This window comes from Streptomyces sp. NPDC006923 (assembly GCF_040635655.1).
Taxonomy (GTDB): Bacteria; Actinomycetota; Actinomycetes; order Streptomycetales; family Streptomycetaceae; genus Streptomyces.
This window is the reverse complement of record NZ_JBEYIF010000003.1, coordinates 193,873-207,145: the sequence shown is the minus strand read 5'-3', so window position 1 is coordinate 207,145 and position 13,273 is coordinate 193,873. Positions and strand designations below refer to the sequence as shown.

The following is a 13,273-nucleotide window of genomic DNA, read 5'->3' as shown; positions in this document are numbered from 1 at the left end:
CATGATCGCGCATGCCCGTCCCGAGGCGCACCCTCAATCCTTGCGGGCAAGCAGGTGAATCTCCTGGAACTGCCGTCGGTCGGTGGGCTGAGGCTCCCGGACCATCCGCGCCACCTCGGCCAACCCGGCCTTGCGCAGCATCGCGGCGAGGTGATCAGGCGACCACCGATAGGCCGGAGCGACCGCGTGATCGAAGACCTGGGTCAGGTGAGACGGATCGTCGCTTGCCGAAAAGCCGATCAGAAGGTGGCCACCAGGTGCCAGCACCCGGTGGAACTCCGCCGAGATCGCGGGGAGTTCCTGCGGCGGAGTGTGGATGACGGACCAACGTGAGAGCACGCCGCCCAGTACGCCGTCAGCGATGTGCAACGCGGCCATCGAGCCCACCTCGAACCGCAGGCCCGGATGCTCCTTTCGAGCCAACTCGATCATCGCGGGAGAGGCATCAACGCCGAACGCCTCCAGCCCCAACTCGCCCAGATGAGCGGTGACATGGCCGGGTCCACACCCCAGGTCCGCGACCCGGCCGTCCCCACTCGCATGTACGACCTCGGCGAACGCACCCAGGATCGCGCGGTCCAAGGGCCTGTCACGCAGTGTGTCGCGGAACAGTTCCGCGTAGGTGGGGGCAGCGGTGTCGTAGGCATCGCGGGTGGCACTGAGGGCATCGTGTTCGACCATGCTCGCGACAGTAGTTCCTGGCGCCGGGACGAGCGACGACGTCCCGGATGCCCCCGGCCACCTCGCCGCGCGGTGAGCGGTCAGGGCCCGCCGGTGACCGGTGGAGCACCTCCGTACCACTTGCTTCGGGACCCGGGGGTCACCGGTGCGGGTCCGCGATGTGGCCGAGCGGCTCGCGCAGCACGCTGCGCCCCTCGCGCCACGCGGAGAGGAGGAACGTACCCAGACGGGTCTCCAGGAGGTCGGTCGCCCGGACTCCGAAAACGACGTCACCCTCCAGCTCCGGCTCGTCCTGGAGCAGACCGCCGATGACCTCGCGGCGCACCACCTGTTCATGGACCGCGTCGGCCTCCACGTGCTCCTCGTAAAAACGCACCGCCGCCGGACCCGCCTCTGTACGGCGCAATGCCTGCGCCATCCGCCGGGAGCCGGGCGAGGAAGTCACCTCGACCGCCGCGAAGTGTCCCACCAGCGCGCCCCGGAGGCTCCGGTGCAGCCCGAGCAGGGACATCAGATTGACGGTCGGCAGAACCTCGTCGGGCGCGGCGTCGAGATAGCGTCCGTAGGACGTTTCCAGCCCCAGGTCCGTCATCAAGTCCGCGAAGAGCTGGGCATGCATGTCCTCGGACCGCCCGGCGCCGAACTCGTCGAACTCGATCGCCACCATGGCCGCCTTGGCCCGTCCCCACAGCCGGGGAATCACCCAGGCGTGCGGATCGGCCTCCTTCAAGTGGTAGAGGGAGCGTAGGGCAGCGTACTCCCGGAGCTGCCACAACTCGCCCCGGCCGCTGAGGTGATGGCTCACGCTGTCGCCGGTGTCGCCCACCGGCTCGATCAGCAGCTCACCGAGCGCCTCGTCCACCCCGCAGGCCGCCGGGACGTCCGCCCGCAGGGCGGTGAGGAAGCGGTCTTCCAGGGCTCCCCGCACCCGCAGCAGGTCCGGGTTCCACTCGTGGTGGTCGCCCACTCCCTCGAAGCCGCGATAGTGCAGTTCGTACAGCACATACAGCGCGAGGTGCAGATCCCCGCCGTACGGCTCGGCGCGCGCTGCGTCCGCGTCGTCCGGCAGCACGCCGCGCTCGCCCCGCAGCGCGCTGATCACGCCCGCCGAGAGAGGCCCGCGAGGGAGGGGCAGCACCGGGCCGGCCTGCCGCACGCCGGTGATGGCGGTCATGGTCATCGTGCGTCTTCCTTTCCGTCCGTGCCATCGGCGTCCGGTCCGTCCCCGGCCGTTCGCTGTCCGGGACCGTCGGCACCGGCCCGGACACGGCGACGGTGGCTGGTGTCACACCACGGATAGACGCGACTCCGGCGGCAGGTGCAGATCGCGGCCGTGAAGCGCGACGAGGAGGCCGTGCTGCCGTCGTCCATGACCACCTCCACCGGTCCCTCCACCAGCAGTGGGCCCTCGCGCCCCACGGTCACCCGTACGGGGCCGTCAGATCTTTTCGGCACGGATGATCACCAGCTCTTCCCTGTTGTCATGAGCGCCAAGAAGCCCGCGCCCGCGTAGCCAGTCCAGACGCCCCCGGAGAACCGGCCCGAAGGGCACGTGCGCGCGCTCAACGATCGAGGCGCTCATCCCGGCCCTACCGAGCCGCCGCACGGTTTCCTCGGTACCGCACAACCCGGAGTGGATCATCAGGAGAACACCCCCGGGGCGCAGCACGTCCGAGACACTGTCACAGATACGGTCGACCAGGACCCGGCCGTCATGACCGGCGTCCCACGCCCGCGCGGCTCCCCGGCGCGGTGGCAGCGTCGCGGGCGCGGGCACGTACGGCGGGTTGCTGACCACGAGGTCGAAGGACCGGGAGGGCAGCGACGCCATCAAATCGCCTCGGCGCACCGTGACCCGCTGCCCTGACAGAAAGGCGTTCAACCGGGTGGTCAGCACCGCGCGCCGGGAAATGTCGACGGCTGTCACTCGCGCTCCAAGCCGCGCCGCGTACACCCCCAGGGCACCGGTACCGGTGCACATGTCCAGCACCCGCATGCCCGGGCCCACCCCTTCCCGCCGCAGGGTTTCCGCGAGAAGCAGACTGTCGGACTGAACCGCGTAGACCCCGGGAAGTCTGAGTACTTTCCCGAAGGTCGCCGATCTGTCCCGAGGCTCAATAGCACGTACCGAAACTGCCGCCATGGCGCAGGCCCACTTTCGCTGCTCGACTTCTCCGACGCACCGAATGCCCCCCTCCGGAGAACTCACACCTCAGGGGGCTCGCCCGTACCAACAGGAAAAGTCCCGGCCCTTTCCCATCCGCTGCCAAAAAGCTCTTGATCTTGCTCCCGGGAAAGGCTTGCGTGTTAAAAAAAAGGGGGGTCTTCAGATGTCTTCCCGCGTGATCTCCGCGTGGGAGCGGCCACGCGCGACCGCGCGGGCCACCTCCCGCCTCCGCTCGGCCGGCGTCTCCCTGGGCGACCAGTACTCATGAGCGCAGGTGATCCAGGAGACCGTCGGGGACAGGATAGGGACGTTCCTCGGGCAGAAGCCGCCGGGCGGCATCCACGTCGCCGTCCCGTACCCGGGCATGGATCTCGTGCGCGAGCCCGGTCATGTCGGTGATGGAGAGCGTCCAGTCGTCCGCGTATCGGTGTGCGGCTTCGCCGGCGAGCCCGAGTTGCAGCGAGCGGTGGGGAAGCGGCCGCAGGTGCAAATCGCGCTCGGCCGGGCGCGTCGTGGCTGACTGGCCGACCGGCCCGGGCCCCGGCACATCCGTGATGCGCCGGGGCACGCCGCTCAGCGGACCCGGTCGAACTGGAAGTAATCGATATTGAAGTTCTGATAGGCGGCCGGGTCCATGCGCACCGTGAACTCGTGTGTGCCCTTGGAAAGATGCCGGGCCCCGGGAACCGGCTGCAGCTCGAAGGCATCGTGCGAGGTGGTGGTCATGACGTCCACCGGTTCACTGGCCGGGTCATTGTCGAAGGCCAGGGTGAACGTTCCGGCCGGTCCATAGGGAGACGAGACCCGGGCCGACGCCTTGTATGTGCCCGAACTGGGCACGTACACCGCGTACTTGACCCACTCTCCGCCCCGGACCCAGCACATCACCAGGGCTCCGGCCTGGTCGCAGAGGTCGACGCCCTCATACTTCCGTGCGGCTCCGCCCCGGTTGTCGTCCTCCACGTCGTGGTACCCCGTGTCCTTCCCCCCGGTGGAGTAGTCCTCGGCCTGCACCCGGACCGCTCCCGCGGGAAGGGTGGGCCACTTCGCGTCGTCGCCATGCGAACGCCGCGCCTTCAGCCAGCTCCGAAGCTGCTCCTGATTGTCCGTCTGGATCATGGACGCGCCGTGCCGGTCGATCACTGTCTCCCAGCCGCGGGCGGGGTCGATCAGGGACGCCTCGTCGGTGTAACCGGCGGCCAGCCCGTACCACATGGTGTTGATCCACACACGCGCGTTCGCCTGCGCCCGGCGAACCGCGGCAGGCTGGATCTGGGGGTCGGTGAGCCGGTCGAAGACGAGCTCGTACGACTGCGGACGGCGACCGGTGAAGGCACCGATGCTGGTGGCGTTCGCATCGTCGACCACATGGCTGTAGAGAATGCGGGGGTCCTTGCTCAGGAACGCCTCCACCTCCGCGACCGGAGCGGAACTCTTGAAAATGGCGTAGTCCAGGGTGCCGGTGCTGACCAGCAGATCGTATTCCTGCTCCCGGAAGTCCCAGCCCTTGTCGAGATTGATCATTGCCCGGTTCTTGACGGCCGCCAGCACCTCGTCGAGCGTGGGCACCCGGTCGTCGGTCAAAACCGCCTGGCTGCCGCCGAGTCCGGCCCGCAGCCGCAGCGCCTTGATCTGAGCGAGCGTCAGGTCGGCGACATTTCCGGTGCCGTCGGTGGTCCGGTCGACCGATGTGTCGTGCATGAGGACCAAGTGCCCGTCCTTGGTGCGCTGCACATCGATCTCCACCACCTCGGCGCCCTTCCTCACCGCCAGGTCGATGGCCCGCAGCGAGTTCTCCGGTGCGCCCCGCCAGTAGCCGCGGTGTGCCACCACCATGACGGCGGCGCCGGGTCTGTGGTCCAGATAGTCGTCATGTATCCGGTCGATGGCCGCCCGCGGCTTCGCGGTGGCCGCCGGGGAGCCGCCCGCCCGGAGCTCGACGAGACGGGGAGCGCCCCAGACGGCGGTGACGGTCAGTACGGCGGCGGCTGCCGCGCTGGTCAGGGACTTCAATCCGGTGCGCATGGCGGACAACTCCTGGAGCCGTGGGATCGGTACCGAGCAGGAGCGTCCACCTTGTGCGGGAGATCGGTGATCAAGCCGACCGCCGTATGAGGCAATCGTTAACGTTCAAGGAATCCTGTGAGAGCCCGTACGAGTACCCGGGCTCCCCGCCGGCGAGAAGCACGTCGACCCGGGGCCCGGGCAGCCGGAGTGATCAGCCGACACACAGGACGAGCAGGCACAGACGGTCGTCGTCCGGGGGCGTCGTCGAGGGACCCGGATTCGGCGGCGGTGTCTCCGACGCGGAGTCGTCGGGCGGGGGCGTGGAGGCGGGAGGCGGCGGCGTGGTTGTCTGCGGCGCCCCGGGATCGGTGGTGGATATGCCGCCGGCCGCCACGGGCGGGGTGTCCGGCCGGGCACCCGTCGTCGCGCCGGGACGGGCCGCGGTGCCGGTCCCCCGCTGGTCCTTCGCGCCGGTGATGGCCACCACGGCGGTGGACTTGCGTGGCGGGCTGGTGATCGCGGAAGAGGGGGCGCCGATGCCGGAATCCCGGGGTTCGCCGGTGCGCGGCCGTGCGGACAAACCGGTGTCGACAGCGTCCGTCCCGGTCGTGGCCGTCGCTTTCGGCTCCGGTGTCGAGGACGCCTGCGCGTCATGACCGGTGGAGGGACGCGACGGCAGTACGGCGAGGGTCAGACCGCCCCCGACGAGGGCGAAGGTCGACGCGACCGCCGCACGGCGGCGCTGCTTCTTCCAGCGCGCCAGTTGGCGGCGCCGGGCAGCGCGGCCCTCCATCGCGGAGGCGGTCTGCTCCCAGCCGTCCGGGGAACCGGTGTGCTCCGAGCCGTCCGACGGGCCGGGTTCCGACCCGGCGTCCGACTCACCGGTCTTTGACGAGGCGTCCGGCCCGGGCGACAGGGCGTCCGGCGCGGCTGCCGGCACGGTGGACACACTCGCCGGGGCAGTCGCGGCCGGCACGTCCTCCGCCGCGTCCTCGGGTCCGTCCGGTCCGGCCGGCTCGTCGCCGAGACGCAGACTGCCGTAACTCTCGTATCGGTCGTCCGAGGCCGGGAACTCCCGGGCGGGCCACGCCTCCCCCGTCATCGCGTTCATCGGTGCCGTGTTGCGGTGGCCGGGGGGCGCGATGTCCGGGGCGTACGCGCCGCACCCGGGGCACACCAGTGCCCCGTTGAGGGTCCGACGGCACGAGGAGCAGTAGTCCATCCGCGATCTTTCTGTGCTGATTGCGCGACCGGGAACTCCGGCGCCCTGTTCACGTTCGCACTCAGGATCGAGCGGGCCCCAACGTAACGGCACCTGCGGGAGGCCGTGCGTAGTAGATGTGTTGCTCTCGCGAAGATTGTTTGCCGACGGCCGGTCCACCGGTGTCCACGGGCCACCCGCGCACGGACAGGCACCAAGTGATTCCCGCCCGTTGCCGGAAGGGGCGGGACGCTCCACACGCGGACGGCTGCGACCCGGCCGTCCGCGATCGCGCGATGCGATCGCAGACCACATCGGCCCGGGTAGGTGCGCGTACGCATCACCGCGAGGACGTGGCCGCCCTCGGGGGTTGAGACGCGGGGGCGGTGGTCTGGCGGCTGGTCCGGTAGCGGCCCGGGGTTGTTCCGATGATGTCGGCGAACGCTGTGATGAAACTGCTGGGGTTGGCCCATCCGCAGGCGTGGGCGGTCCGGATGGTGTCGTGGCCGTCGGCGAGGAGCACCAGCGCGTGGTGGATGCGTAGCTGCGTGCGCCACTCGTAGAAGGTCATGCCGAGTTCGTTGCGGAACAGCCGGCTGAGCGTGCGGGTGCCGGCTCCGATCGTCTTCCCGAGTTCGGCCAGGGTGGCGTTGTCCGCCGGCGTCTCGTACAGGATCCGGGCAATGGCTCGCAGTCGGTCGTCCTGTGGCTCGGGCAGGTGCAGTGGCTGTTCGGGGGCCTCGCGGAGTTCTTCGACGAGGACGCGAAGGAGGCGAGAGCGCGCGGAGCGGCTGTAATCGGGCGCGGCCTCGTCGTAGTCGCGAAGGCCGGTCAGGGCGAGCAGGACCTCGCGGGCGAGGTCGGAGACCAGGAACACGGTGGGATGGTCCGGTATGAGCCGGGCGAGGGACGGCGCGAGGAAGACGATCCGCATGTCGGTGTCGCCGTGGGCGCGGTGGTAGTGGGTGAACCGGGCGGGGGTCCAGGCGACCCGGTTGGCGGGGACGATCGACGTGCCGCGCTCGGTGTGGACCGACAGGACGCCGCCGGCCGCGTAGACCAGGTGTCCCCGTGGGTGCGACTGCATGGTGCTTGATGCGCCCGATGGCCACAGGTGGCGCCCGCCGGACGGCCACACATGGGAGGTCACACCGGGGGTCGGGGAAGGTTGGCGGCGAACGGGCATCAGTTGGCATCGTAACGGTCGCGGGCCACACCGTGACCCGGTGACACTTCCTTCATGCGGAGTGGTCCTCAGGCGCGCGGAGCGCCCGACCGCACCCATGGCATCGAGGCGGCGTGCCTCGATGCCGCGGCTTGAGACAGAAGGAGAAAGGCATGGCGACGTTCGTCCTTGTGCCCGGTGCCTGGAAGGGCTCCTGGTCGTTCGAGGCGGTAATTCCGCTGCTGGAGCGGGCCGGTCACACCGTGCACGCACTGACCCTGACCGGTCTGCGGCCGGACGACGACAACGCGGCGGTCGCGGCCGCCAACCTCGACACACACGCCGACGACGTATTGCGACACCTCGATCGCCACCACGTCACCAGCGCGACGCTGGTCGGTCACAGCTACGCCGGGATGGTGATCGCCGCCGCCGCCGACCGTGCTGACGGCCGGATCTCACGACTGGTGCATCTCGACGCCTACGTACCGCGCGACGGCGAGTCGTGCTGGTCCTCAACGAACGAGCACTTCCGAGACGTGTTCGCCGCCGGCGCCGCGGCCACCGGCTACGCCGTCCGACCGCCGGACGGCGGCGATCCCCGCCGTCGTCCCCATCCCCTCGCCTCGTTCGTGCAGACGATCCGGCTCACAGGGGCGGTCGACCGGATCCCCCGCCGGGAGTTCATCTACTGCTCGGGATGGGAAGACAGGACGCCGTTCGCCGCACTCCGCACCCGGCTCCAGGCCGATCCCGAGTGGCTGGTCCACGACCTCCCCACCGGCCACGACGCCATGCACGAGGCCCCGGAGGCGGTCGCCGCACTGCTGCTGAGGGGTGCGGCACCCGCGCCGCATCGGTAATCGGAGGAGAGCATGACGCGCACCACGCCCGAGCGGCCGGCCGATGTCGAAGCCCTGTTTCCGGAGCTGTCCGGACATCGCAGGACGGGCACCCGGCTGCACCCCCGAAAGGGTTTCGCGGAGCCCCACCAGAGTTCGGTGGCCGGGCCGTTCCTGTGGCCCGCCGACGAGCCGTGGCCGGTGTGCCGCGCCGTCCACGAGAAGGGCCGCGGGCATCTGCTGACCGACGTACGGCTACGGCGGCGGATACGTGACGAGGCATGGCGGCGGGATCCGCGGCGAGGCCCTTCGGGCAAGGAGGCCGAGGTCCTCGACGGACTGCGGGAATCCGGTCTCCACGTACCGGAATTACGGACCGCCGACCCGATCCCGCTGCTCGCCGCCGTCCAGTTGTTCACCCGAGATGTTCCGGATCTCATCGGCCCGAGCGGACACGACCTGCTTCAGGTCCTGTGGTGTCCGTTCGAGGCGCACGGTCCGGACCGGACCATGGACGTGATGCTGACATGGCGGCGTTCGGAGGAGGTGACGGAAATCCTCACGGCCATTCCGGAGCCGACGGTGGTGGGCCGGGCGGAATGCGTGCCGGAACCGTGTGTTCTCGATCCGGAACAGGTCGTCGAGCATGAGTCCATCGAGTTGCTGAGCGAGGAGTCGCGGCAGAGGATCGAGGCCTGGGAGGAGGAGCTGCTCGACGCGGCGGAGGAGAGGGGGACGGAACGCGAAGCCGGCGAGGAGTACGAACTCTCCTACCAGGGTGACCTGTCCATCCCGCCCGGCTGGAAAGTCGGTGGCTTCGCCACCTGGGGCCTCACCGGCCCGGCCCGGATCGATTGCTCCTGCGGCTCCCCCATGCGTCCTCTGCTGACCGTCAGCGACCGGGAGTGGGACGGCGGCTCCTTGAGCTGGGTGCCGCTGGAGGACCGGGAGACCATGAGAACCGCCGGGGCGAGCGACCCGACCGGCGTGTACGTCGGGCGCGGTCTGATGCGCGTCTTCACCTGCCCGGTGGACCCGTCACACCCTCACCGTCTCAACTTCCAGTGAGCGCAGGCGGGCCACTGCTCACCAGACCCGCCGCCTCCCGGCGCCCGCTCGGGGGCGTTGCCCGGGAGGGAGTATGTGGACCTCGTCGCCCGGCAGGAGTTGAGCGGGCCTGTTCGTCGGACCAGCACCCGAAACATGCCCTGCGGGCGCTAAGGTGCGGTTTGTGTTGACGCCTGTGGTCAGCGTCACGCAAGCGACTGGGGGGTCACATGTACGAGATGGTCAAGGGCGCCAATATCGGACTGGCGGCACTGAGCGAGGACTCGGCTTCTGTGGTCGTGAGTCTCTCGTGGAGCAGCGCGGCGGGGGACGGGGACGCGGATGTCTCCGTACTTCTGCTGGACGCGGAGGGGAAGGTGCGCAGCGATGCGGACTTCTTCTACTACAACAATCCGGCCGCCGCCGACGGAAGCGTGCAGCTCCTGGGCAAGACGCCGACGGACAACGGCAGCGAGGACCGGATCAGCCTCGATCTGGCCGCGATCCCACCGGCCGTGGAGCGGATAGTCATCGCGGCCAGCAGGTACGGCGGAGCCCGGTTCGGCGATCTGGACGATCTGCGAGTGGCGATCGCCGACCGGGGCGGTGAGCGACTGCTCGGATTCCCCATCAGCGACGCCGGGCCGGAGACCGCGTTCCTCTTCGGTGAGCTCTACCGCCGGGCGGGCGAGTGGAAGTTCCGCGCGATCGGACAGGGTTACGAGTCCGGGCTGGCGGGCCTGGCCACGGACTTCGGTATTGATGTCGATGACGACAGCTCCGAGGAGTTGGAGGCCGAGGCGGCGGCGGAGCCCATCGCGGCTTCGACAGTGGAAGTTCCGCCCACCGAGTCGCCGGTAGCGGTGCCCGCGGAGGCGGCGCCGCCGGAAGCCGCTGTCGCCGCGACTCCCGCGCGGCGCCCGCGTACGGCGAAGAAGAAGGTGGTCCTCCCGAGGACGGCCAGAAAGTCCCTCGCCGAGAACGATGCATGGCGGCAAGCGCGGCTCTTTCCCGCCCCGTCACTCAAGAGCGACCGTGAGCGCGAGATGAGGGCCACATCCGTTCTGTTGTCGGTGATGGCTCAGGTGCCGGAGTTCGGGCGCAGGCTCACCGCCGCCTTCGGCGCTCCGGCCGGCCGTATGGAGACATTCACCGAGGTCTCGCTGCCCCACGGGGACGCGCCCAAGCGGCCGGACGCAGTAATTCGCGTCGAGCGGGCCGGCAAGTTGTGGACGGCTCTCGTGGAGACGAAGACCAACGGCAACCAGCTCAAGGACAGTCAGGTCCAGGCCTACATGGACATCGCCGCGCGGCGAGGTTACGAGGCTGTGATCACACTGTCCAATGACGTTGCCCTGGAGGGCCGTTCACTCGTCGAGGTCAAGACCGATGGACGGCGTAAGCACAAGGTGGCTCTGTGGCATCTGTCCTGGGCCGAGGTGGCGCATCAGGCACAGATGCTGATCCGCCACGAAGGGGTCGGCAACGCCGCCCACGCATGGCTGCTGCATGAACTTCTGCACTATCTCCAGCACGAGAACTCCGGCTGCCACGGTTTCCAGAACATGGGCCCTTCCTGGGTGCCCGTCCGTAACGGCATCGACGACGAAACCCTCTGCCAGGGGGATCGTCGTGCCGTCGAGGTCGTCGAGAGCTGGGAGCGCCTCATCCGCCAGGTCTGTCTCCGCCTGGGCGGTGAACTCGGCGTAAAGGTCCTCCCCGTCCAGCGCACCCGCCGCGGCACGGACGCCCACGCCCGCAGGGCCGTCCTCGCCGACAGGCTCTGCGACGACGGCCGCCTCCACGCCGAACTCCGCGTCGACGGCACGCCCGGCATCCTGGCCATCGCGGCCGATCTGCGTACCGGCAGGCTCCGCACCTCCGTCGAGATCCCGGCCCCCGAGCAGGGCTACCCGCTCACCTGGGTCAAGCGACTCATCCGGCAACTCGCCGCAGCACCTGCGGACCTTCACATCGAGACCCTCGGCGAGGGCCAGAACAGCGGCCCTCGCGGCACCCTGGAGCGTCTGCGTCCCGAACCCGCCGATCTCCTTTTCAAGGACGACACCCCCATCACCGGCTTCCGCCTGTCCCTCTTCAAGGGCATGGGCAGTACCCGCGGCAACACGGAATCCGGATTCATCCGCAGCGTCGACGATGCCGTCGACCACTTCTACTCCCGCGTCGTCACCCAGCTCGAACGCCCCCCAGCGCCACGCCGGGCGGCTTCGACGCCCACGCCGTTGGCGGTCTAGCGGACGGTGCGCGAAGGACGGCCCGGCGCTTCCTCCCGCGCCGGGCCCCTCCGGGCCGAGGCAGTTCTGGGTTGGTCGTCCGTGACACCCGCCTGGTGCGACAAGCCTGCGCGTTGGTCAGCGGCCCGTACGGCGGTCAGGTCCCCAACTTCTGCGCCAGTGCGCATGGCGTCACCATGCCTCCGATTGGCACAGCTTGGCGCCACCCGGCGCCACCCGGCGCCACTCCATGCCCCTCTCAGGCGCGTGAGCCACATGGCGCCACACGCGGCCAGATAGGCGCCAGGTTGATTTTCGCAGGTCAGAGCAATTCCTGAGGGCAGCGACGCCAAGATAACGCCATACGCCTTGCATGTTGAGCCATAGTGGTGCCATGATGGCGCTATGGACCTCACCCCGTATGTCGACACCCTCCGCCGCGAACTCGCGGTGGCCGCCGAAGCCGGCGGCGACGAAGCCCGCGAGCTGGCAGAGAGACTCACCGCTCCCCTGGAGTCGGCGACCCGGCTGACCATGCTCAATGTGCTCTCCGCCGCCATGGACGAGGTCACCCGCGAACTCGCCCCCGGCTCGGTCGACGTACGGCTGCGCGGGCTCGACCCCGACTTCGTGGTGACACTGCCGCCCAGCGACGGCGCCGCCCCCGCGGCGCCGGCCGCGCCCGCCGAACCGCTCAGGACCCCGGTCCCGGCCGACGGCGACGAGGGTGGCACCGCCCGCGTCAACCTGCGGCTGCCCGCCCACCTCAAGACCCTCGCCGAGGAGGCCGCGACCCGCGAGGGTCTGTCGGTCAACGCGTGGCTGGTGCGCACCGTGTCGGCCGCGGTCGACGGCAGCACCCGGCCGCGTACGACGGAGAAGACCCAGACCATCGGCCAGAGCTTCACGGGCTGGGTGCGTTAGCGCGTGTTCCACACATAGCGTCGCCGCGCACGCTCCGGACCCGGCCGCGACCACCCGAACCACTTCACCCACACCACGTCCCACCAGCGGGGACGTTCCGAAGACCCAACAGGACGGGACAGCCATGCCTTCTTTCGACACTCCCGAACCGATCTCGGCCACGGCTCACGTGGAGGCCGGTTCCATCGGATTCACCGCGGGCGACCGCCTCGACACCGTCGTCGAAGTGCGGCCCCGCGACCCGAAGAAGGACCAGGATGTACGGGCGGCAGACCAGACCGCGGTCACGTACACAAGCGGCGTACTGACCGTCAGGACGCCCAAGTCCAATCTGTTCGGCCGCACCGGCACCGTCGATGTGACGGTCGAACTGCCCACGGGCTCACGCGTCGACATGACCGGCGCCTGGGCCCAGGTGTTCGGTGAGGGCCGGCTCGGGGAGGTCCGCGTGAAGACCTCGTCGGGCGATGTCCGCCTCGACACGACGGGTCCGCTGCACCTGACCGCGTCGCACGGCTCGATCTCCGTGGACCGGGTCGAGGGCATGGCCGAGATCACCACCAGCTCCGGCAGCCTGCGTCTCGGCTTCGTCGACGGCCCCGCCGTCCTGAAGAACTCGCACGGCACCACGACCGTCGGCGCCGCCACCGGCGAGCTGCGGGTGCGCGGCGCCAACGGCGACATCGACATCCGGCGTGCCGAGGACTCGGTCACCGCCACCACCGCCCACGGCACCCTGCGGGTGGACGAAGTGGTCCGCGGGACGGTCCAGTTGGAGACCTCCTACGGCGCCATCGAGGTCGGCGTCCGCGAGGGCACGGCCGCCTGGCTCGACGTCAGCTCGGGCTCCGGGCAGGTGCGCAACACGCTCACCGCGTCCGAGACCCCGGAGAAGACCGAGGACACCGTCGCGGTCCGCGCCCGCACCCGGCACGGCAACATCGACGTCCGCCGCGCCAAGGCCTGATCACCGGAGAACCGGCCTCAACTCCCCCACTCCCCCGA

General features: G+C 69.7%; 12 protein-coding genes and 1 pseudogene. 5 read left to right on the top strand and 8 right to left on the bottom strand.

Translation table 11 applies throughout. From position 1 onward, the window contains the following. Nucleotides 1-33: 33 nt before the first annotated feature. The 8 genes and pseudogenes from ABZ707_RS06945 to ABZ707_RS06910 all read right to left on the bottom strand — a co-directional run bounded on the left by ABZ707_RS06945 (nucleotide 34) and on the right by ABZ707_RS06910 (nucleotide 7,143). Nucleotides 34-681, bottom strand: coding sequence for a methyltransferase domain-containing protein (locus tag ABZ707_RS06945; protein WP_360168993.1), 648 nt, complete (start codon nucleotides 679-681; stop codon nucleotides 34-36). A gap of 139 nt (nucleotides 682-820) precedes the next feature. After that, nucleotides 821-1,855, bottom strand: a complete 1,035-nt coding sequence (locus ABZ707_RS06940; protein WP_360169877.1) for an iron-containing redox enzyme family protein — start codon at nucleotides 1,853-1,855, stop codon at nucleotides 821-823. 2 nt (nucleotides 1,856-1,857) lie between these two features. Next, on the bottom strand, nucleotides 1,858-2,136 hold the full coding sequence (locus ABZ707_RS06935) for a CDGSH iron-sulfur domain-containing protein (RefSeq protein ID WP_360168990.1): 279 nt from the start codon (nucleotides 2,134-2,136) through the stop codon (nucleotides 1,858-1,860). Continuing rightward, nucleotides 2,120-2,824 carry a HemK2/MTQ2 family protein methyltransferase gene (locus ABZ707_RS06930; RefSeq protein WP_360168987.1) on the bottom strand — a complete coding sequence of 235 codons (705 nt, stop codon included), beginning with the start codon at nucleotides 2,822-2,824 and terminating at the stop codon, nucleotides 2,120-2,122. Before ABZ707_RS06930 ends, ABZ707_RS06935 begins: the two co-directional genes overlap by 17 nt. 286 nt (nucleotides 2,825-3,110) lie before the next feature. Beyond that, nucleotides 3,111-3,347: pseudogene (locus tag ABZ707_RS06925) on the bottom strand (DUF4291 family protein); the annotation flags it as partial. 74 nt (nucleotides 3,348-3,421) lie between these two features. Beyond that, nucleotides 3,422-4,873 carry a glycerophosphodiester phosphodiesterase family protein gene (locus ABZ707_RS06920; RefSeq protein ID WP_360168984.1) on the bottom strand — a complete coding sequence of 484 codons (1,452 nt, stop codon included), beginning with the start codon at nucleotides 4,871-4,873 and terminating at the stop codon, nucleotides 3,422-3,424. Nucleotides 4,874-5,066: 193 nt separating this feature from the next. Then, entirely contained in the window at nucleotides 5,067-5,966 is a 900-nt protein-coding gene (locus tag ABZ707_RS06915) for a hypothetical protein (protein WP_360168981.1), read from the bottom strand. Between the two features lie 430 nt (nucleotides 5,967-6,396). Then, nucleotides 6,397-7,143, bottom strand: a complete 747-nt coding sequence (locus ABZ707_RS06910; RefSeq protein WP_360168978.1) for a helix-turn-helix transcriptional regulator — start codon at nucleotides 7,141-7,143, stop codon at nucleotides 6,397-6,399. 251 nt (nucleotides 7,144-7,394) lie between these two features. Here ABZ707_RS06910 and ABZ707_RS06905 point away from each other — a divergent pair, with 251 nt between their 5' ends. The 5 genes from ABZ707_RS06905 (at nucleotide 7,395) to ABZ707_RS06885 (ending at nucleotide 13,235) form a co-directional block, all read left to right on the top strand. Next, entirely contained in the window at nucleotides 7,395-8,084 is a 690-nt protein-coding gene (locus tag ABZ707_RS06905; protein ID WP_360168975.1) for an alpha/beta hydrolase family protein, read from the top strand. Between the two features lie 12 nt (nucleotides 8,085-8,096). Continuing rightward, entirely contained in the window at nucleotides 8,097-9,131 is a 1,035-nt protein-coding gene (locus ABZ707_RS06900) for a hypothetical protein (protein WP_360168972.1), read from the top strand. 218 nt (nucleotides 9,132-9,349) lie between these two features. Beyond that, complete coding sequence (locus ABZ707_RS06895; RefSeq protein ID WP_360169874.1) at nucleotides 9,350-11,365, top strand: TerD family protein; 2,016 nt, start codon at nucleotides 9,350-9,352, stop codon at nucleotides 11,363-11,365. A 384-nt stretch (nucleotides 11,366-11,749) separates the two neighbouring features. Then, entirely contained in the window at nucleotides 11,750-12,268 is a 519-nt protein-coding gene (locus tag ABZ707_RS06890; protein ID WP_360168969.1) for a hypothetical protein, read from the top strand. A gap of 124 nt (nucleotides 12,269-12,392) precedes the next feature. Beyond that, a complete protein-coding gene (locus ABZ707_RS06885) occupies nucleotides 12,393-13,235 on the top strand; it encodes a DUF4097 family beta strand repeat-containing protein (RefSeq protein WP_360168966.1) in 843 nt (280 codons plus the stop codon). Nucleotides 13,236-13,273: the final 38 nt, after the last annotated feature.